This window comes from Corynebacterium sp. HMSC065H09 (assembly GCF_001812845.1).
GTDB lineage: Bacteria > Actinomycetota > Actinomycetes > Mycobacteriales > Mycobacteriaceae > Corynebacterium > Corynebacterium jeikeium_D.
On record NZ_KV810606.1, the window covers coordinates 178,960 to 199,220 of the forward strand.

17 protein-coding genes are annotated in these 20,261 nt (G+C 60.7%); 14 read left to right on the forward strand and 3 right to left on the reverse strand.

The genetic code is table 11. The features are described from left to right. The first annotated feature begins 3 nt into the window (after positions 1-3). The 11 genes from HMPREF2878_RS10695 to HMPREF2878_RS10745 all read left to right on the forward strand — a co-directional run bounded on the left by HMPREF2878_RS10695 (position 4) and on the right by HMPREF2878_RS10745 (position 11,462). Positions 4-1,692, forward strand: coding sequence for a VanW family protein (locus HMPREF2878_RS10695; protein WP_049193322.1), 1,689 nt, complete (start codon positions 4-6; stop codon positions 1,690-1,692). A 102-nt stretch (positions 1,693-1,794) separates the two neighbouring features. After that, entirely contained in the window at positions 1,795-3,138 is a 1,344-nt protein-coding gene (gene glmM, locus HMPREF2878_RS10700) for a phosphoglucosamine mutase (protein ID WP_016422094.1), read from the forward strand. 16 nt (positions 3,139-3,154) lie between these two features. Next, positions 3,155-3,811 (forward strand): isopentenyl-diphosphate Delta-isomerase, encoded by a 657-nt coding sequence (idi, locus tag HMPREF2878_RS10705; protein WP_016422095.1) that lies wholly within the window; start codon positions 3,155-3,157, stop codon positions 3,809-3,811. 4 nt (positions 3,812-3,815) lie between these two features. Beyond that, complete coding sequence (gene mvk / locus HMPREF2878_RS10710) at positions 3,816-4,841, forward strand: mevalonate kinase (protein ID WP_101687816.1); 1,026 nt, start codon at positions 3,816-3,818, stop codon at positions 4,839-4,841. Further along, complete coding sequence (gene mvaD, locus HMPREF2878_RS10715; protein ID WP_070429834.1) at positions 4,838-5,815, forward strand: diphosphomevalonate decarboxylase; 978 nt, start codon at positions 4,838-4,840, stop codon at positions 5,813-5,815. Before mvk ends, mvaD begins: the two co-directional genes overlap by 4 nt. Before the next feature lie 12 nt (positions 5,816-5,827). Then, positions 5,828-6,913, forward strand: coding sequence for a phosphomevalonate kinase (locus tag HMPREF2878_RS10720; protein ID WP_070653465.1), 1,086 nt, complete (start codon positions 5,828-5,830; stop codon positions 6,911-6,913). A 93-nt stretch (positions 6,914-7,006) separates the two neighbouring features. Continuing rightward, positions 7,007-8,062, forward strand: a complete 1,056-nt coding sequence (locus tag HMPREF2878_RS10725) for a hydroxymethylglutaryl-CoA reductase (NADPH) (RefSeq protein WP_016422099.1) — start codon at positions 7,007-7,009, stop codon at positions 8,060-8,062. 197 nt (positions 8,063-8,259) lie between these two features. Continuing rightward, on the forward strand, positions 8,260-9,450 hold the full coding sequence (locus tag HMPREF2878_RS10730; RefSeq protein WP_070429831.1) for a hydroxymethylglutaryl-CoA synthase: 1,191 nt from the start codon (positions 8,260-8,262) through the stop codon (positions 9,448-9,450). 100 nt (positions 9,451-9,550) lie between these two features. After that, on the forward strand, positions 9,551-9,886 hold the full coding sequence (locus HMPREF2878_RS10735) for a hypothetical protein (RefSeq protein ID WP_049169972.1): 336 nt from the start codon (positions 9,551-9,553) through the stop codon (positions 9,884-9,886). Positions 9,887-9,918: 32 nt separating this feature from the next. Further along, a complete protein-coding gene (locus tag HMPREF2878_RS10740; protein WP_246821970.1) occupies positions 9,919-11,181 on the forward strand; it encodes a procyclic acidic repetitive family protein in 1,263 nt (420 codons plus the stop codon). Further along, positions 11,181-11,462 (forward strand): hypothetical protein, encoded by a 282-nt coding sequence (locus HMPREF2878_RS10745; RefSeq protein WP_049190377.1) that lies wholly within the window; start codon positions 11,181-11,183, stop codon positions 11,460-11,462. Before HMPREF2878_RS10740 ends, HMPREF2878_RS10745 begins: the two co-directional genes overlap by 1 nt. 15 nt (positions 11,463-11,477) lie before the next feature. Here HMPREF2878_RS10745 and HMPREF2878_RS10750 read toward each other — a convergent pair whose 3' ends face one another. Beyond that, positions 11,478-12,356 carry a dienelactone hydrolase family protein gene (locus HMPREF2878_RS10750; RefSeq protein WP_070549713.1) on the reverse strand — a complete coding sequence of 293 codons (879 nt, stop codon included), beginning with the start codon at positions 12,354-12,356 and terminating at the stop codon, positions 11,478-11,480. 84 nt (positions 12,357-12,440) lie between these two features. Between HMPREF2878_RS10750 and glmS the strand changes: the two genes are divergently transcribed. After that, a complete protein-coding gene (gene glmS / locus HMPREF2878_RS10755; RefSeq protein WP_049190374.1) occupies positions 12,441-14,315 on the forward strand; it encodes a glutamine--fructose-6-phosphate transaminase (isomerizing) in 1,875 nt (624 codons plus the stop codon). Here glmS and HMPREF2878_RS10760 read toward each other — a convergent pair. Continuing rightward, entirely contained in the window at positions 14,298-15,650 is a 1,353-nt protein-coding gene (locus HMPREF2878_RS10760; RefSeq protein WP_070653467.1) for an HNH endonuclease signature motif containing protein, read from the reverse strand. The two genes, glmS and HMPREF2878_RS10760, sit on opposite strands and share 18 nt — an antisense overlap. Before the next feature lie 219 nt (positions 15,651-15,869). Further along, positions 15,870-16,931 (reverse strand): esterase/lipase family protein, encoded by a 1,062-nt coding sequence (locus HMPREF2878_RS10765; RefSeq protein ID WP_070653468.1) that lies wholly within the window; start codon positions 16,929-16,931, stop codon positions 15,870-15,872. A 24-nt stretch (positions 16,932-16,955) separates the two neighbouring features. On the opposite strand from HMPREF2878_RS10765, the gene HMPREF2878_RS10770 reads away from it, so the two are divergent. After that, positions 16,956-18,626: an NAD(P)H-hydrate dehydratase gene (locus HMPREF2878_RS10770; RefSeq protein ID WP_070653469.1), complete on the forward strand. Its 1,671-nt coding sequence runs from the start codon at positions 16,956-16,958 to the stop codon at positions 18,624-18,626. Continuing rightward, complete coding sequence (alr, locus tag HMPREF2878_RS10775) at positions 18,623-20,236, forward strand: alanine racemase (protein WP_070653470.1); 1,614 nt, start codon at positions 18,623-18,625, stop codon at positions 20,234-20,236. The genes HMPREF2878_RS10770 and alr overlap by 4 nt, the downstream gene beginning before the upstream one ends. The last annotated feature ends 25 nt before the right edge of the window (positions 20,237-20,261 follow it).

A 20,261-nucleotide genomic window follows, 5' to 3' on the forward strand; every position in this document is an offset into this window, starting at 1 on the left:
GCTGTGGCCAAACAAAAGTCTTCCTCCAGTCACCGTGGATTAAAGATTTTCCTCGGCATCGTCCTCGGTATCTTCGCACTCTTCGGTGTGTTTTACGCTGTCGATTACGTGCTGAACAAGGACCATGTCCCGCGCGGGTCTACCGTCGCGGGTATTGACATCAGCACGCTGAGCGCGAATCACGCTGAGGCGAAGCTCGAAGAGCAGCTCGGTGATCTTTCCACTCATCCAGTGGCGTTTCGTGCCGGCGAACGCACGGCGGAGGTTCTGCCCGAGGAGGCGGGGCTGAGCATCGACTGGGAGAAGACGGTCGCGCAGGCGGGTAAGCAGACGGCGAACCCAGTTACCTGGGTGCGCAGTTTCTTTACTACCCGTGAGCTGGATTTGGTCAGCGATATCGATAGCTCTAAGTTCGAGCCGCAGGTCGACCGTCTCGTCGGCGAACTGACTATTGCTCCCGTCGATGGCGAGGTCAAGCTTGTCGACGGCCGCGTGGAAACAACTCCACCGGTCATCGGCCAAGATGTCGACCGCAATGCGGTCAGCGGGGATTTGGCCGCCAAGTGGTTGTCGCCGGAGGGCATCGATGTAGAGACCACCGCGCACGACCCGGCTATCGGTGAGGATCAGGTCCGTGAGGCAGCTGAAGGAGAGGCCGCCGATGCGGTGTCGGGCCCCATTGTTGCCAAGGGCCGCGATGGCAAAGATGGTGTAATTCCGCCGGAGCGCATGGCTGAAATCATCAGCTTTGTGCCGCGCGACGGTGGATTGGCCGCCGATATCAATGTCGACCGCGCACGCGAGATCCTCGAGGAGGGGCTGGCTGCTTCCGAGGTTGATAAGCGCAATGCGTCGATACGCTTTAGCGGTGGTGCGCGTGAAGTGGTCCCCTCGGTTGATGGCGTAGCCGTGAAGTGGGATGAAACTATGAAGGACTTCGCCGAGCGTGTGACTTCGACGGATAAGCGCGAGTTCGATGCGGTCTACGAGGACAAGCCCGCCACCTACACCACCGAACAAGCGGAAAGTGCCACCTTCGATGATGTCATTGGTGAGTTCACCACCGGTGGCTTCAGCTCGGCATCGGGAACAAACATTGCCCTGGTGTCGCAGATGGTCAACGGCGCATTCGTGGCGCCGGGCGATACATTCAGCCTGAACGGCTACACGGGGCCGCGCGGTACTGCGCAGGGTTTTGTCGAGTCGGGCATCATCCTCAACGGCCATGCGGATAAGGCTGTCGGCGGTGGCATTAGCCAGTTCGCCACCACTTTGTACAATGCTTCGTACTTTGCGGGCATGGAGGATGTCGCGCACACCCCGCACAGCTACTACATTTCGCGTTACCCGGCCGGCCGTGAGGCGACGGTGTACGAGGGCGCAATCGACCTAGCGTTTAAGAACAGTTCCGACACTCCGATTCTCATCGAAGCCGTTACTACTGGCTCCGACGTCACTGTGCGCATCAAGGGTGTGAAGAAGGTCAACGTCGAGTCCATCAATGGTGGCCGTTGGGCATACACGCAACCGCAGCGTATGCAGGTCAGTGGCAGCTCTTGCCAGCCGTCGTCGGGTGCGCAGGGCTTTACCACTTCCGACACACGCGTCATTCGGGACCTCTCGGGCGCGGAAATCTCGCGTGAAACTCAGACTACGGTTTATGACCCGCAGCCAATTGTGTCCTGTGGCTAGTCTGGATTCGCCTGCGCGACCGGCTAAAGTAATACAGCATTGACAATGCAATAGTCCGCGATACCAAAACTCATAAAACCCCCAAGGAGTGGTCTAGCAACAATGGCACGTCTTTTCGGAACTGATGGCGTCCGCGGTTTGGCGAATAAGACTCTGACCGCACCGCTGGCAATGCGGCTGGGCGCTGCTGCGGCCACTGTGCTGACTAGCGGCACGAATCCGTCGGGGCGTCGTCCCCTGGCCATTGTTGGCCGCGATCCGCGTGTCTCCGGTGAGATGCTCGCCGCAGCGCTGTCTGCCGGCATGGCTTCCCAGGGCGTCGACGTTTTGCGTGTCGGCGTGCTGCCCACTCCGGCTGTCGCTTTCCTCACCGACGACTACGGTGCCGACATGGGTGTGATGATTTCGGCTTCTCACAACCCCATGCCGGACAACGGCATCAAGTTCTTCGCCGCGGGCGGCACCAAGCTTGACGACGCGGTGGAGAAGGAAATCGAACACGCTCTCCACAACTTGCCGGAGACCGGACCCACGGGCACCGGAGTGGGGCGTGTCATCGAGGAGGCCCCAGACGGGCTCGACCGCTACCTGTTCCACCTCTCCCGTGCGGTCAGCACCAAGCTCGACGGCATTCGTGTCGTGGTGGATTGTGCAAATGGTGCTGCTTCGCAGGCCGCCCCCATGGCGTACGCGGCCGCCGGTGCCGACGTCGTCGCTATTCATGACAAGCCGAACTCCTACAACATCAACGACAACTGCGGTTCCACCCACATTGAGGTTTTGCGCGCGGCAGTGCTGGAGCACGGCGCGGATCTGGGGCTGGCTCACGATGGCGATGCCGACCGCTGCCTGGCTGTGGACTCGCAGGGCAACATCGTCGATGGTGACCAAATCATGGCCATCCTGGCCGTCGCCATGAAGGAAGAGGGGCTACTGCACCACAACACGCTGGTGGCCACTGTGATGAGTAACCTCGGCCTCAAGCTGGCGATGGAGGAAAACGATATCGCCCTGCGTACCACCAAGGTCGGCGACCGCTATGTGCTGGCTGATTTGAACGCTGGCGGTTACTCGCTCGGCGGTGAGCAGTCGGGACACGTGGTCATTCCGGATCATGCGACCACTGGTGACGGCACCCTCACGGGTCTGTACCTCATGGCGCGGATGGCACGCACCGGTAAGTCTCTGGCTGAGCTGGCCTCCGTAATGAAGGTGCTGCCGCAGACTCTTATCAACGTGCCGGTGTCCAACAAGGCCGCAATTCTGGAGTCTGATGAGGTCAAGGCCGCCATCGATGCAGCCGAGGAGAAGCTGGGTTCCACCGGTCGCGTGCTGTTGCGCCCGTCCGGCACCGAGGAGCTCTTCCGCGTCATGGTGGAGGCCGCCGATGCGGAATCGGCCCGCAAGATTGCCGGGGAGTTAGCTGCGGTTGTGGCCGCAGTCTAGAGTCAGGAGTGTGGAAATGAATGACGCGCCAGAGGACATTAAAGCCCGCTTTGCCCCGGGTGAAGCCGACATCCAGGTAGAGGTGGTCGATCGTGACGGTCGGGTTCTCGGTACCGTCGGCAAGCTTGAAGCACACGTTCCACCGGGAATTTTGCACCGTGCTTTTTCTCTTTTCCTCTTCGATGAGCAGGGACGCATGCTGCTGCAGCGCCGTGCGGAGTCGAAGTATCACTCACCACTGCTACTGACGAATGCGACCTGCTCGCACCCACTGCCGGGGGAGCCGGTGGCCGATGCCGTTGAGCGTCGTGCGAAGGAAGAGCTCGGTGCGGATGTCTCTCAGTTGGAGGAAATCGGCATTGTTATCTACCAGGTCATCGATGATCGTTCGGGATTGGCGGAGCACGAGTACAACCACGTGTACGCCGGCATCGTCGATCCGAAGTCGGTGGATATCAACCCCGATGAGGTCGATGAAGTGGTGTACGTGACCCCGCAGGAGCTCGCAGAACGTCGTGCGAACGAACCGATGACGGAGTGGTTTAACCACGTCTGGGGTGTCGGGGCGGAGAAGTTCTCCAAGTACGGTTTCGACATTGCGGGTGTGCCGGGTATCCATGGCCCAGCGGAGGCGCAGGCTGCCGCGCAGTCGGTTTCGGAAAAGGATGTGTAGCTTCGTGACCAGCGTAGAAAACGCCAGCGTCGACGACTTCGGCCTCGACAAGTCCGAGGAATTGGAGACCGGGGAGTTCTATGCCCTGGCCAATGAACAGGGTGCCGCATTCGGTGAAGGCCATGCCAAGTCGATTTTGTTGGGTGAGCACTCTGTCGTCTACGGCAAGCCGGCTATTGCGCTGCCGGTGACGTCGCTGCGCACGATGGCGTGGATTGACCGCGTGGAGGATTCTCCCGTCCTGTTTTCCATGGACGGCGAGGTCATCGACATCGACGAGCTGCCGGAGCGCTTTGCCTCCATCGCCGCTGCACTCCGCGCTGGCCTGCGCACCTTCGGTATTCCCGAACGCGACCTGCTGGTTCGTCTCCGCTCCGGTATCCCACCCGCTGCAGGGCTGGGTGGTTCTGCCGCAGTGGCACATGCGCTTATCGACGCAGTGCGTGACCTCGCCGATGGCACTCTGACCGAGCGTCAGCGCTTTGACCTGGTGCAGGAAGCTGAGCGTCTGGCGCACGGTAACCCCTCTGGCCTGGATGCCACGGTTGCCCGCGCATCGCGTCCGGTTTACTTCAAGCAGGGTGAGTTCCATCCGCTGAAGGTGGCCAAGAAGATGTGGCTGGTGCTGGGGGATACCGGTGTGCGTGGTTCGACGTCGCTGGCCGTTGCCCGCGTGCGTGGTTTCGTCGATTCCCACCGAGTCCACGGCCAAGAGTTGTTGGACCACTTGGGGCAGCTGGCCGATGGCGCGGTGCACAACCTGGCCAAGGGCGATTTTGCCCGTCTGGGACATCGCATGGACTCGGCGCAGGAAGCGCTAGAAGAACTAGGTGTTGGGCATGAGTCCATCACCGATCTCGTCACTGCCGCCCGACTGGCAGGTGCCCACGGGGCAAAGCTCACTGGTGCCGGTTGCGGTGGCTGTGTGATGGCGCTGGCAGAGTCCGCCGATCACGCGGAACTGATTAGCCATGCCATGATGGGCGCCAATGCCGTTGCTACTTGGACTGTGGAGGTAAATCCCTCGTGACCACGACCGCTACCGCCGTCGCTCATCCCAACATCGCCCTGATTAAATACTGGGGCAAGCGCGATGAGGCCGTGCAGCTACCGGCCACAGGTTCGCTGTCCCTTACTCTGGGCATCGCTCCGACGACGACCACGGTGTCGCTTATCGACGATCCCAGCGTCACCGCCGACTCGGGCACTCTGAACGGCCAGGAGATGGTGGGTAAGGACCTCTCCCGTGTCCAGAAGTTTTTGGATTTGGTCCGCGAGCGTGCGGGCAGCACTAGCTTCGCAGAGGTGACCAGCACCAACGAGATTCCGACGGGTGCGGGTCTGGCTTCGTCCGCGTCGGGTTTTGGCGCGCTCGCGCTGGCCGCGGCGAAGGCCTACGGCCTGGACTACACCCCGGAACAGCTCTCGGCTCTGGCCCGTCGCGGTTCGGGCTCGGCCTGTCGCTCTATTTTCGGCGGCCTCGTTGAGTGGCTGCCCGGCGATGACGATGCTTCCAGCCACGCAGTGGCTCTGCCGGATTCCGGCCTGGACCTCTCCCTGGTCGTGGCGGTTTTGGCCCCGGGGCGCAAGAAGATTGACAGCCGTGCCGCCATGCGTCGCACGGTCGAGACATCACCGTTCTTCCCGGCCTGGGTGGAGCAGGTGCCCCGCGATATCGAGGACATGAAGGCCGCCATCGCCGCTGCGGACTTCACTGCGGTCGGCGAGCTTGCCGAGGCCAATGCCATGCGCATGCACGCCACTATGCTGGGGGCTCTTCCTCCGGTGCGTTACTGGAATCCGGATTCAGTGGCGGCTCTCAATCTCGTCGCTACGCTGCGTGACGAGGGCACCGAGTGCTACGCCACCATGGATGCCGGGCCGAACGTGAAGGTGCTGTGCCGCAGCGGCGATGCCGAGACCATCGCGGATCGTTTCCGCGCAGAGTTCGAGGATATTGACGTGCTGGTTTCCGGCTCAGGCCCTGGCGCATACCTGGTGTAGCTGGGGGAGTAGTTGAGCAACGCTAAAGGCGGACCTATCGAAGGCGAGTCCATCGGCCGTGGCTGCGGCAAGCTGTACCTCACTGGTGAGTATGCGGTGATGGATGTCGAGGGTCTGGCCGTCATCGCAGGAGTCAACCGCTATGTGACGGTTCGGTGCCACGGTGCCGACCCATCGCAGCCGGTCTCTCGCGTGTACTCCAGCTATTACGGCCCGCAGGGGCGCGTCATTGACGTGGATGCGCCAGATGACATCGCTACCCATACGATTTCGCTGGTCTATCGCATTGCCGCGGGCGAGCTGGAAAACACCCCAGAGAGCCCCATCAATATCGTTATCGAATCGGACCTCGATGACTCCGCCAGCGGTGCGAAGTATGGCCTGGGATCCTCCGGGGCTGTCGCTGTGGCTGTAACTCGTGCGCTGGGGACGCACCTGGGTCTGGAGCTGGATTCACTGGACGTGTACAAGATTGCGATGGTGGCCACGCTTCTGGCTGGTGCAGCTGGTTCCGGCGGCGATATCGCGTGCTCCGCGCACGGCGGGGTGGTGCTCTATCGCCGGCCGAATCCGACGGCGCTCGCAGAGCTCGTGGCGGCTGATCCTGTCGCTGCCGTGGCGGCACCGTGGCCGAATCTTCGCATCGACGCCCGCGCCGACCTCGGTGGGCTACAACTGTTGGTCGGCTGGACGGGCAGTCCGGTGAAGACGGACTCGCAGTTGAAGAAGGCCGGTGGCGCAGACCGTGATTTTGTGCGCGAGGTCTCGTCGATAAGCGAAAAACTCTGGCAGGCGCTTGCCGACGGCGACCACACAGCGGCGTTTGCCTGCCTGCGCGAGAATCGGACGCTGCTGCAGGACTATGAGCGTGAGCGTGCTGTGTGCATCGAGACGGAGAAACTGAAAGCGCTAGCCGACATCGCCGATGGCGCGGGGTCTGCGGGCAAGAGCAGTGGCTCCGGTGGTGGTGACTGTGGAATCGCGCTGGTGGGAGTCTCAAAAGATGCCGATGCCGAGGAGACTGCCGCGGACATCACCGCGCGCTGGCAAGCCGCTGGCATCCGGCCGTTGCCGCTGAAGCTGGTCGCTCAACTTTGACCACAGTTTTTTGACCGTAGAATTTAAGACAGCTGAAATTTACAGAAGCTGGGAACCGAAGCTGCATGCAGCTAGAAAGGGTCGCTTAGGACAATGGCTGAAAAGAGCTCGCACGACCTGGAATATGCACACGTACCGCTGAGCTGGATTGGTCCGGTGCGCATTAGTGGCAACGTCATGAATGACGAGGTGAAGATTCCGCTGGCGACTTACGAGACCCCGCTGTGGCCGTCGTGTGGTCGCGGTGCGAAGGTCTCCCGCATGATCGAAGGTGGCATTACCTGCACTTTCGTCGGTGAGAAGATGACCCGATCGGTGATTTTCACTCTCGACTCGGCAGCGGATGCCGTCATTGCGCGCGACAACATCCTGTCTCGTTATGACGAGCTGAAGAAGGTCGTGGAGTCCTCCTCGCGTTTTGCCAAGCTGGTAGATATTCACTTCCAGATCGCATCGCGTCTTCTCTTTGTCCGCTTTGACTTCTTCTCCGGTGATGCCTCGGGCCACAACATGGCCACGCTGGCGTCTGAGCGTTTGATGTCCTACCTGATGGAGCAGATGCCAGAGTTGGGCTATGGCTCCATCTCGGGCAACTACTGCACCGATAAGAAGACCTCCGCCGTCAATGGCATTCTGGGCCGCGGTAAGTACGTGATCGCCGAGGCCGTCATTCCGGAGCCGGTTGTCCGCGAGCGTCTGCGCACTACCGCCAAGCGCCTGGCTGAGCTCAACGAACGCAAGAACCTCGTCGGCTCCATCATGGCGGGCTCACTGCGCAGCGGTAATGCGCACTACGCCAATATGCTGCTGGGCTTTTACCTCGCTACCGGTCAGGACGCTGCGAATATCGTCGAAGGCTCGCAGGGGCTGACGCAGGTAGAGGCGCTTGACGACGGCTCCGTGCGCTTTAGCTGCACCCTGCCACATTTGATCGTCGGTTCCGTGGGCAACGGCAAGGGCTTGGACTTCGTGGAGAAGAATCTCACAGCGCTGGGCTGCAAGGAGGACCGTGAGCCGGGCGAGAATGCCCGTCGTCTAGCAGCGTGCTGCGCGGCAATCGTCTGGTGTGGTGAGCTTTCCCTGCTCGCGGCACAGACGAACCCGGGGGAGCTGATGGAGGCGCACGTTTCTATCGAGCGTGCGAAGTAGTGCTTTGCAACAATTCGCAAAACCTAAGACAAATCTCAGGTAAACGCGCTAGATTTCTGTAGTAGGCAATTAACATTTTGTGGGCAAAATCTCCCGTGGTCTGATGACTGCTCTGATGGTCGCTCTGATGACATGGGGGATGTTTCGTTGCCCGTTATTTCTTAAAAATCTGTAGAGGTAGTGAAGGCACGGTTTTGATGACAACAAGCAATGTGACCCCGATCGGTATTGATGACATCGCCTTTGCGACGGGTTCGTACTGCATTGACCTCGCCGATATTGCGCCCCGACTCGGAGCGGAACCGGCAAAGTACCACAAGGGCCTGGGGCAGGAACGCTCCAGCGTGGTTGCCTCTGATGAAGATCCGGTGACGATGGCCGCGGCCGCGGTGAAGAAGATCGTTGACCGCCACGGTATCGACGGCGTGCGCACCATCATGTTCGCCACTGAGACCGGTATCGACCAGTCGAAGGCCGCTGCTGTCTATGTCCACGAGCTGGTCGGTCTTGACCCGCACGCGCGATCTGTCGAGCTGAAGCAGGCTTGCTACTCCGGTACCGCGGCGCTGCAGTTCGCGTGCGCTTTGGTGGCCCGCAATCCGGAGGAGAAGGTCATCGTTGTCGCCTCCGACATTGCCCGCTATGACCTGGACTCCGCTGCGGAGCCGACCCAGGGCGCAGGTGCTGTAGCCATGCTGGTGACCGCTAATCCGCGCATCCTGGCTATCGATGCCGCTTCGGGCGTCTTCACCCGCGAAGTTATGGACTTCTGGCGTCCGAACCACCGCAGCCAGGCGTTGGTGGAGGGCAAGCTCTCTATTAGTGCTTACATCGACGCTGTTCAGGGTGCTTACGAGGACTACCGTGCCCGCGGCGGCGTGGACTTCAGCGAGATTGACTACTTCAGCTACCACCAGCCGTTTACCAAGATGGCCTACAAGGCGCACCGGCAGCTTTCGGCCAATAACGGTGTGGAGCTCACCGCGGAGGACGAGGCCCGCCAGCTCGGCCCAACCACTGAGTACAACCGCATCATCGGTAACTCCTACACAGCATCGGCCTACTTCGGCCTGCTCTCGCTGCTGGACACCGAGAAGGACCTGGCTGGTAAGAAGGTCGCTGTTGTCTCCTACGGTTCCGGCTCGGTTGCTGAGTTCCTCACCGGCAATGTGGTCGAGGGCTACGAGTCCCAGTTACGCGCCGCAGATAATGCGCGTGAACTGGCTGAACGCGTGAAGCTCGATGATCCGACCTACTACCGCCACGCTCAGGTGACGCATGAAGATCCGGGTGAGTACTCCAACCTGGGAGACGACGCCCTGATTGGCACCGGCCCATTCAGCTTCACCGGTGTTGAGGGGTGTAAGCGCATCTACCGCGCTCGTTAGCCCCCGGGGGCACCCGCGCTAGTACTTAGACGGAACCGAATCCTCTTTTTTCGCGCCTAACAGTAATAAGAACTGTTTTTCGCGGGGAAGGGGATTTTTCGTGTCCGCACGTTTTACTGGAGGCAGTGGCGGAGGCTTGCTGCACTTTTCGGAAGATGCAGTGACAGCGGCTGCCCGAGAGATCGAGCAGCGCGGCCGTGAAGGCCATGAGCGGTGGGGAAGCGCTCCTGATATTTCCGCAGCAGATTGTGGCCAGGGTTTTGCCGCCCAGGGGCGCCGTCTGCAGCAGGCGGCAGCGAGGCTGCGTGAGCACGGGCAATCGATGTACGCGGGACTTGGCAATCATGCTCCGGCAGTGCGGGAACAGTGGCGTGTCTTTGCAGGCTGTGACAGCGCCGGGAGCGCCGACCTCGGTGGAATTGAGGTAGTGGACTGATGCCATGGGTTGCTCGAATTCTTCCGATATTGGTGCGTGTTATTGGCCGTGGAAGCCGTATTGGAGCCAAGCGCGGGGTTGGCGGCATCGGCAAGAATCTGCCCAAAGTCTTGGATAAGGTGCGACGCGCTGACGGCTGGAAGGGCAGCGCCCTGTCCAAGTTCTCTAACTCCGTGGGGTTGATAGCCTCCGCGATAACTATTGCTATGGCTTTCGATTGGGGCGGTTTGAAAGGCGATGCCGCCGACGCCGCCAAGGAGCGCTGCGATAAAGCTGCGCAGGACTGTGCGAATCAGGATGAGCAGTCCGCCAATGGCGCGCAGAGCGTCGGCGAGTGCGGCAAGAAAGTCGACGAGGTCCTTGAGGATTGCGAGAAGCAGGCCGAAGATATGGCTGAGCAAACCGACGGCATCCTCTCTCAGTGCGAAGCGCTTGTCGACGATCCGGAGGTCGGCGCCGAAGCCGCACAAGTGGCCCAGCAGGTGTGTAACAGTCTCGTCGACTCCACTGGTCAGCTCTACGATGCGCGTAATAGTTGCATCGAGCAGTGTCTTGAGCAGGCAGCGTGTGACACTGAGGCCGCGGTGGTCGCCACCCCGCCGCAGCCTCCTACTGTTCCAGCCAGTTCGGGTGCTACCTCGGCGGCCTGTGCAGAGGTGGCTGAGTCTGGGAGTGGCGAAGGAGCTACTGTAACCGGTGGCAACGGTGCTACCGCTGGTGGAATTGGGGTCGTTGCCAACGTTGATATTGGGATAGAGGCAGGCGTTGCTGCTGGAATATCCGTTGGAGGTGCCATTGGCGCTGCCGGGGCGGCCAGTATCGCTGGAATTGCGGGAGCTGTCGGGGTTGCAGGCAGTGTCGCGTCCTCACTAATCAACTTAGACATGTGCACGGAGACGGAAGAGCCAGTGTGCGAACAGGCACCTGCGCCAGCACCAGCACCAGCACCAGCTCCTGCGCCGGAGGACTGTGTGCCGGAACCCGAACCAGAACCCAAGCCCGAACCTGAACCCAAGCCCGAACCTGAACCCGAGCCCGAACCTGAAAATGTTCCTGAACCGCCTCCTCCAGCTGAGAAACTAAAGCACTTGGGAATCGAGCTGCCACAGGAGACGCAAGCAGAACAGCGAGCGGAACCGCAGCCAGAACCACAAGCAGAGCCGCAGCCAGCACCAGCCCAGGATTCGGCAGCATCAGTGCAGGAATCTGCTTCAGCTGTGCCCGAGCCCCCTGAGCAGCCCAACGCCCAGGAGCTTGTGGGCGCGGTCAATTCGCCAACGGCAGGTGAGTGGTAATGGGGAGTAAGCATGCCGCGAAATATGACCGGATTGGGCAGGCCTATTACGACGCTGCTGCAATGACTAGGCAGGAGTTCGATACGGCGGTACAGAGGGCACAGAAAGAATTGCAGGGTTTGGAGGAGCGTCGTAAAGCACGCGAAATTAAGGAGAGGGAGGTGGCGGCGGGCGTCGAAAAGCAACAAAAAACCGCCCGACCGAAGGGAACCGTTACGCGGTTGTTCGGGCGGGCGGGGAAAGGGACGCCGACGGTGAAGTCGATTCGGGGCGTGTCCTGAAGCGTGGCCTAGTGACTACTTGCCGGGAATCAGCGAGTGCTCCGGGTTTTCCGGCAGCTCCTTGATGAGCCACTCCATGTCGCGGTTAGTTGTGCCCTTGATAATGGCGGTCGGGTCTGCGAAATCCGAGTACTTCTTGTCGTCACCGACCGTGGCCAGCAGGAAGCCTGTGAGCGCGGCGCGTGCAACCTCCTGGTACTTCACCTTGGAGGAAGAGAAGCCCGCTAGACGACGGAGAAGAGTTGTTTCCGAGAAGCTGCCCTGGTCGGCCTTGTCTACTTCGCGGTAAACGACATCGCCCTTCCACTGAACAGCCAGGCGAGCTGGGTTACCGCGATCGAGCCACTGATCCTCGCCAGGAGCCAGGACGAGGCCCGGGGCCGAGACATTAGTTGCAGCGGCGCTGGAGGAAGGCGCGGTAGTTGCGGGGAAGACGCAGCCAACGCCGGAGATGAGGTCGTGACCAGCAGCGGCGAGGACGGCTACACCTGCGCCCATGCCGTGGCCGGCAACGCCGAGTTTCTTCGGGTGGACGACGACCTTGCCCTCTCCGAGGCGGACACCAGCGAGAATCTGGAGCGCTGTCTCCAAATCGTTGGCGAGACCACGGTGGTCTGCCACGATGCCATTTTCGGTGTCCGGAGCAGCGACCGCGATGCCCCACGAAGCTAGGTGACGCAGCGTGGCGTGGTACTCCTCAATCGGTGTGCGCCAATCGTGTGCGAAGGCGATACCGGGGATGCCATTGCCCTCGGCAGGCGTGTAGACCTTTCCCGGCAGGCCAGTAAAAGCGAGATCACCGACCATGACGCGGTGCGGTCCACGCTTGGAAAGATTAGATGTCAGAGTCTTCAAGTTGTCAGCCACAGTGAATAGCTTAACTATAAGGTGCATACCTTTGCTGAAAAAGTGCCAGGATGAGCGAGAATGTCTATTTCGTTATGACGATTTTCCGCTTCGCGGGTTATTCTGTAGGGCATGTGTGGAATCGTTGGATATGTGGGCCATCAGCCCGCCCTGGATATTGCTGTCGATGCGCTACGACGCATGGAATACCGTGGCTATGACTCCGCGGGTGTTGCCATTGTCGACGATCAGGGGCATATCACTGTAGAGAAGAAGGCCGGTAAACTCGCCAACCTCGAGGCTGCCCTTGATGCGGATGGGCGCGACAAAATCACTGGAACCACCGGAATTGGGCACACCCGCTGGGCTACCCACGGTCGCCCAATTGATGAGAATGCCCACCCACACCAGTCCTATGACGGCAAGGTGGCTATCGTCCACAACGGCATTATCGAGAACTTTGCTCCGCTACGTCAGGAGCTGGAGGATGCCGGCATTGAGCTGAAGTCCGAAACCGACTCCGAGGTCGCCGCGCACATGCTCGCCCGTGCCCTGGACGGTTCCGACGGCGGATCTACCGCTGGTGATTTCGAGGCCTCTGCGCTGTCCGTGCTCAACCGCCTCGAGGGTGCTTTTACGCTGCTGTTTACTCATGCAGACCACCCGGATCGCATCATCGCTGCTCGTCGCTCCACTCCGCTGATTGTCGGTGTGGGCGAAAACGAAATGTTCCTCGGCTCCGATGTTGCGGCTTTCATCGCGCACACCCGCGAGGCCGTGGAGCTGGGCCAGGACAACGTCGTCATCATCACCGCAGATGATTACCGCATCCTGGATTTCGCCGGCAACGAGCAGCAGGGTCGACCATTCACCATCGACTGGGATCTCGCCGCAGCCGAAAAGGGTGGCTATGACTCCTTCATGATGAAGGAAATCCACGAGCAGGCTGCCGCCGTCCGCGATACGTTGGCCGGTCACCTCGTTGACGGCCGCATCGTTCTCGACGAGTCCCGCCTGAGTGACCAAGATCTGCGTGACATCGAGAAGGTCTTCGTCGTCGCCTGTGGTACCGCATACCACTCCGGTTTGTTGGCCAAGTACGCCATTGAGCACTGGGTTCGTATCCCGGTCGAGATTGAGGTCGCGTCCGAGTTCCGCTACCGCGATCCGGTGCTGGACCGCCAGACGCTGGTGGTCGCTATTTCGCAGTCGGGCGAGACTGCTGACACCCTTGAGGCCGTGCGACACGCAAAGAGCCAGGGCGCCCGCGTGCTGGCTGTCTGTAACACCAACGGTGCACAGATTCCACGTGAGTCTGACGCCGTGCTCTATACGCACGCCGGCCCGGAGATTGGTGTTGCTGCAACCAAGTCGTTCCTGGCGCAGGTAGCCGCAAACTACCTGGTCGGATTGGCTCTTGCCCAGGCACGCGGCACTAAGTACCCGGATGAGGTCACTCGCGAGTTTGAAGAGCTGGAGACCATCCCGGCACTGATTGACAAGGTCGTCGCTAAGGGCGATGAGTTCATCGACATGGCCAAGGAAATCGGTGCTATTCCGACGATGCTCTTCCTCGGCCGTCACGTTGGTTTCCCAGTCGCACTTGAGGGTGCGCTGAAGCTCAAGGAGCTTGCCTACATTCACGCAGAGGGGTTCCCGGCAGGCGAGCTCAAGCATGGCCCAATTGCACTCATCGAGGATGATCTTCCGGTCGTCGTCGTAGTGCCATCGCCGAAGGGGCGCGCCGTGCTGCACTCCAAGATTGTCTCCAACATCCAGGAGATTCGAGCCCGAGGTGCCAAGACCATCGTGATTGCCGAAGAAGGGGATCAGTCGGTGGTTCCTTTTGCGAACTACCTGATTGAAATCCCGGAGACGTCCACGCTGCTCCAGCCGCTGTTGTCTACGATTCCAATGCAGTTCCTGGCAGCTGAGATCGCTCGCCAGTGCGGTAACGAGGACATCGATAAGCCGCGCAACCTGGCTAAGTCAGTCACCGTCGAGTAGTTCGTCCTGCTTTCGTCGGTACTGCTCAATCTCCGCATCGAGTTCTTCATCCGTGAGGGACTCGATGCGTTTTGCTTCTTCCTCGGATAGGTCCCAGACCTCGTCAGGTACGTCGCAAAATGACAACATCCAATCGAGGTTGCGTTTCTGAATCGTCTTCATCTTCCGTGTCACACGCTGATGAAAAGTTTGCTTGCCGACGTTCTTTAGCGGCCCAACCGGAACGCTAGTCGCGGTGTCCCCATTACGGGAAGTCCACACTTCTGTTCCGTCGGGGTATCTGTCGATATCCCAGCCCTCGTGCGTTTTTAGATTGTGGTGTCGGCGGCAGAGACAGTGCAGATTCTCCGTGTCAGTCGGCCCGCCCTGCTTGGGATTGTCGTAGTTATACGGCTGAATATGGTCCAGGTCGCACTTGGCTGCCGGGACGTCGCAGCCGGGGAAGCGGCAGGTACCGTCACGCCCACGGACGCGAGCCACCTGGCTCTCGGTGGGGCGGTAACCATCCACCTTGCTATCGGCGGAGATACGGATGTGAGTTGCGCGAGCAATCCATTCTTCGGTGGCTACCTCGCTCAACCAGCCGACGCCATCAATCCATGCTGGCCCACCGCCGACCTCGCGGTAGACATTGATGACAATCTCGGCATTGGTCGAATTCTGTGCCAGCTGTAGTAGCGCTTCCGCCTGCGTGCACTGTTCACCGCGATTGATTGCGGTGTTGCGAATCCCCTGGATTCTTGCCATGAGCTCGGTCGCGCGGTCGTTTTCAAGGATTGCTGTGACCTTTTTGTGCTTGCCATCGCCCGTGTCGGCGAGTGCGACCGCTTCGCCTTCTGGAACCCGTTGGGTGCCGTCGTTGCGGGCGCAGTCGTTGTACTCAGAAACCAAGTCGCCGATTAGACGAGACAGCGTGTAGACACCAACCATTGCTTGTCGAGGTCGCGTCGGAGTGAGCATTTCCAAAAGATGGGGCTCTACCGTGTCGAACTGATCTGGTGACAGCCCGGCAACGCCATTGGCGATGGCGCGGAGATGGGCTAACGAGAAACAGAAGGTGGATTCGATGAGAGCCCGGACTTTTGGTAGGCGTTCGAACATCAGCGCAATTTCGCACAGCGTAGAACACTTGCCGCGGCTAAGGCCGGTTCGAATGCTTATGCGGGCAAGATGGTGATTGACATCGACCTCGTCACCGGGAGCGCAGATATCGATGAGTTGAAGGTCTGCGGCGTTGATGGCACGGGCCGCGAGGCTAATCGGGTCGTCGGATTGCTGGTTGGCCCATGAGGGCTTTTGACCTGGTGCTGGAAGTTCTGTGGGCGGCGATGACATTGGTTATCCCCCTGATTACTACGTGTCCGCCGGAGAATTGAAGATTGTGTTCTGTGGTGGAGAGAAGCGTGGTGGAGGCTGTTTCAACCAGTCCCGCCAACCTCTGTGCACCGGCCAAAGAACTTTTGCTTACAAATTTTCCCTACAACCCAAATCGTACACCTGTTTGAAAAACTGTCAATAGAATTCTGGAAATACGTTCTAAAATTCTGTGCTGAATTAGATCCGGTCCCTCCGTCCGAGCCTCCTCCGTCCGAGGCCCCTCGGCAGGGCGCCGTACATAGGCAGGACTCGCTGTCGCGGATGATGCGGGACATTACCAGCTTCAGCGCCATCCAGTTCCTCCAAGAACTCGTGAATGCGTTCGAGCGTATTGGGGGAGTAGAGCAGTGCGAGGTGATCAGACCAGTCGCCACCGCCAGTGGCATTGTTGACGTTCGTAATGTGGTGACCCTCTTGTTCGGGCAAAAAGGCGCCGGTCCACGGGCGAACCACGGTGTCAAAAGGGGTGCCGATATTCAGGTAGTGCGGACCACGTCGGGTAATGCCACGCGCTGCGCGGTTCAGAGTCGCAATGTAGTCAGAGTCCAGCAGCTGTTGAATGCAGGCACGGCCGACAAGGCGGTCGACGAGTTTGTGCATCGGTAGGCCGCATCGCTCAAGGGCACTGAGCCTTCGGCGCATGCCCCACGCAGTAGTGCCTCGGTGGTTTCCCGCAAGAGAGATGACTGCCCGCACGGGGCTGTTGTCGGAGGCGTACTGCTCGGCTGCTTCTTCGTTGAGGCCACGGTTCAGAGCTTCGTCGTAAAGCGAATCGATGCTCGCGTTGGCGTAGCTGCGGCAGTGTAGACCGCCCTGGGAATGACCGATGAGGTCGATGCGGGGTAGGGAGAGGTGGGCACGGAAGCGGTCGAGAAGGTCGGTGACTTCAGCGAGCGCATCGCTCAAATCGGTGGTGGCTTTGACGCTACGGAGACGGCTGACCAGCGCGGCGGGGTCGGAGCCGTAATCGAGTGAGAATACGGGGCGATTCCGGGCGAGGAACGGCCCCAACATGGCGAAGGAGTTGAACGAGTTCATCCAGGTGCCGTGAACCAGGACAATTGGTGTGCGACCGTTGTATCTGTCCAGTTCAGGAGTGACTTTGCCGTCGAGGATTTCGCGAACGTCCTGCACGCCGTGGGGGATCCATTCGGGATGATGCAACGAGCGCAGGTATGCCTGCGGAAAGGCGCGCAGTAGAGGGCCGAAAACTCGCGTGCTCGGGGAGTAGTCATCCATAGGGGCTAATCGTAGGCTGGGGTTATGACGTACTGCTACACAGCTGCCGAGATTCGCGCCGCGGAACAGCCCTATCTGGACGCACAAACGCGTGACGACGAACTCATGCGCCACGCAGCCGCCGCTGTGTCGGAGGTGGCGGAGCGGATGCTCTCAGAGGCATCTCCGGAGCCTGGTCGCGGTCGTGTGCTGCTGTTGGTTGGATCGGGAGGCAATGGTGGCGATGCACTCTATGCTGGCCGAAACTTGTCCTCGGATGGGCATGGCGTGGATGCGGTTTTGCTGGGCTCGAAGCCACACGAGCGGGCACTGGAAGCTTTTGAGCTCGCAGGCGGGCGGGTGCTGCCGTTGGGGTGTGACCGGGAGACGGATTTATCGAAGATTCTGTGGTCGATTAGTGAAGACTACGCACTGATCATCGACGGCATCGTGGGGCTCGGAGGTCACGGCGCGCTGCGTGAAGAGGCCGCGTGGTTGGTGCGCGAAGCGCGGTTGGGCAAAGTTCCCATTCTCGCGGTTGATGTGCCGAGCGGCGTAGAAGCCGATACTGGGCGTACTTTTGACCCGCCTGCCCAGACCATCAATCCAGACCCTGATTTGGAGGAGAGACAGAACCCGTACCTGCCATCCCACGTCGAGGCCACGACAACGGTGACTTTCGGCGGTCTGCGCTACGCGCACTCGCTGTCCGAATCCTGTGGCACCGTCGAATTACATGAAATTTCCCTCGACTCCTTCTCCCTCGAACTTCCAGGACTGGGGCAGACGCTCTATGAAAACGGTACCTACAATGCCGTCCACCACCAGACTCCGACCGTGGAGTTCTACGAAGCCCTAGGCGGGAGCTTTCCGGCACCACTTGGCGCGATGACCCCGCTCGAACCCGGTGCTGCAGACCACAAGTACTCCACTGGAGTTACAGGAATCGCCGCCGGTAGCGAGGCGTATCCCGGCGCAGGTCAGCTGTGCGCCACCGCTGCCGTGCATGCGACCAGTCCCGCGGTCATCTATGTCGGCGACGCGGCCGCACGCAACCGCATCACCGCAGCCTTGCCGACGGTCATTGCGCAGCAGGACTCGGTGGATCGCAAAGAGGTACGCGTCGATGCCTGGGTCGTCGGTCCCGGTCGGGGCACTGATGAGAAAGCCGCCGAGGAACTGCGAGACATTCTGGCCACTGACAAACCAGTGGTCATCGACGCTGACGCACTGACACTGCTGTCGAAGCATGAGGACATCCGACAGCTCGTTCGTGAGCGCGGCCAGGAGCGCAACCTGCGCACTGTTCTCACGCCGCACGCCGGTGAATTCGAGCGCCTGACCGGGCACGAGGTCACTAACCCCATCGCAGATGCGCGTGAACTTGCCGAGCAGTTCTCCTCCGAAGTGTTGCTCAAGGGACGCCGCACTGTGATGGTCAATCCGACAACGCAGCGCACAGTCGTGGTTGACGCGGGTAGCTCCTGGGCAGCCACGCCGGGCTCCGGCGATGTACTGTCCGGGCTCCTCGGCGCCTGGGTAGCGCGTGGCGAATCCCTCTATCTACCAGCAATTATTCATGCGCGCGCCGCATTTTTGGCCGCGCAGACAGAGTTCGGACCAGCACCCTGCAGCGCCCAGGACATCGCCGAATCCATCCGAGATGCCACCGCATGGTTCACCAACGAAGGCAGCAGTGGCAAAATACGGCTATGACTTCCTCGGCACCAGCCATCCTGACCCATACTGTTAATCTCGACGCGATCACCCACAATGTGAAGACCGTCAAGGCCATCGCAGGGGTGTCGGAATTCATGGCCGTCGTCAAGGCGGACGGCTACTCGCAGGGTGCGCTGCAGACCGCGCGTGCCGCGCTGGCCGGCGGGGCAACGCAGCTCGGTGTCGCAACAATCGACGAGGCGCTCTCCCTCCGCGAGGAACTCCGCGCCACGCTTGACGACGGCCACGCCATCCCCATCCTCGCCTGGATCTGGGACGCAGCGGCCACCTCATTGGTGCAGCGAGCTGTGGCTGCAGATATTGACCTCGGTCTGCCGTCGATGGCTCATGCGCTGGCCGTGGCCAATGCCGGGCGGGCGCTGTCGGTGACACCACGTGTGACGGTGATGGTCGATACGGGTTTGGGCCGCTCGGGATTCTCTATGGCCAATGGGGACTTTGAGCATGCGGTCGCTCAGCTGGTCGAGCTGCACAAGACCGGTGCTCTGAACGTCACCGGTACTTTCACGCACTTTGCGTGCGCGGATGAGCCGGGCCACGAGAGCGTCGATAAGCAGGCGCAGAATTTCCGTGCTGCGATTGCGGCACTGCGTGAGGCGGGGCTGGACGAGCTGATTAACCATGCGGCGAATTCGCCGGCATCGTTGTCACGTCCTGACCTGGCCTTCGATATGGTGCGTCCAGGGCTGGCGATTTATGGTGGCGAGCCAATTGTGGGGATCACCCATGGATTGCGTCCGGCGATGAGGTGGGAAGCGTCGGTCATATTGGTCAAGAAGCTGCCGGCGGGGCAGTCGGTGTCCTACGGACAGACGTGGACAGCTGACCGCGATACCACCATCGGCATCGTGCCCTGTGGCTACGCCGACGGTATGATGCGCTCGGCCTCCGGGCATTTCGAGGTCAGCATCAATGGCACGCGCTATCCGCAGGTAGGGCGCGTGTGTATGGATCAATTCGTCGTCGACCTGGGGCCCGACACCGAAGTCGAGGCCGGCGACACTGCGGTTATCGTCGGTGATCCCACACTGGGGGAGCCCGGTCTCGATGACCTCGCGGAGGCATCCGGCACCATTAACTACGAAATCCTCACCGCACCGAAGGGGCGTAGCGAGCGAAAGTGGGTGCGCAGCCGGCTCGCGCCAACCGCAGAGGACATGCGTGACCTCGGCGAGGAGATTGGCCGGGAGTTGGCAGCTGGGGATCTGGTGATTCTCGATGGCCCACTCGGCGCGGGCAAAACGACCCTCACGCAGGGCATCGCCCGTGGCATGAACGTGCGCGGTCGCGTGACGTCGCCGACGTTCACAATCGCCCGCGAGCACCGTCCGCTTGCAACCGACGGCGTCACCCTCATCCACGTCGACGCCTATCGACTCTTTGGCGAAGAGGGCCCCGGCTCCGATGGCGAGGCCTTCGATGCGCTGGACTCGCTCGATTTGGATACCGACCTCGAGGACAGCGTCGTGGTCGCCGAGTGGGGAATGGGGCTCGCCGAGGTGCTCTCCGAGCGCTATCTACAGGTGAGTATCGATCGTTCGCGTGACGACGATGCCCGCGTCGTCACCTGGAAGTGGAGCAAGTAGCTCCAAGTCGGTTCAAGTAGGTTAC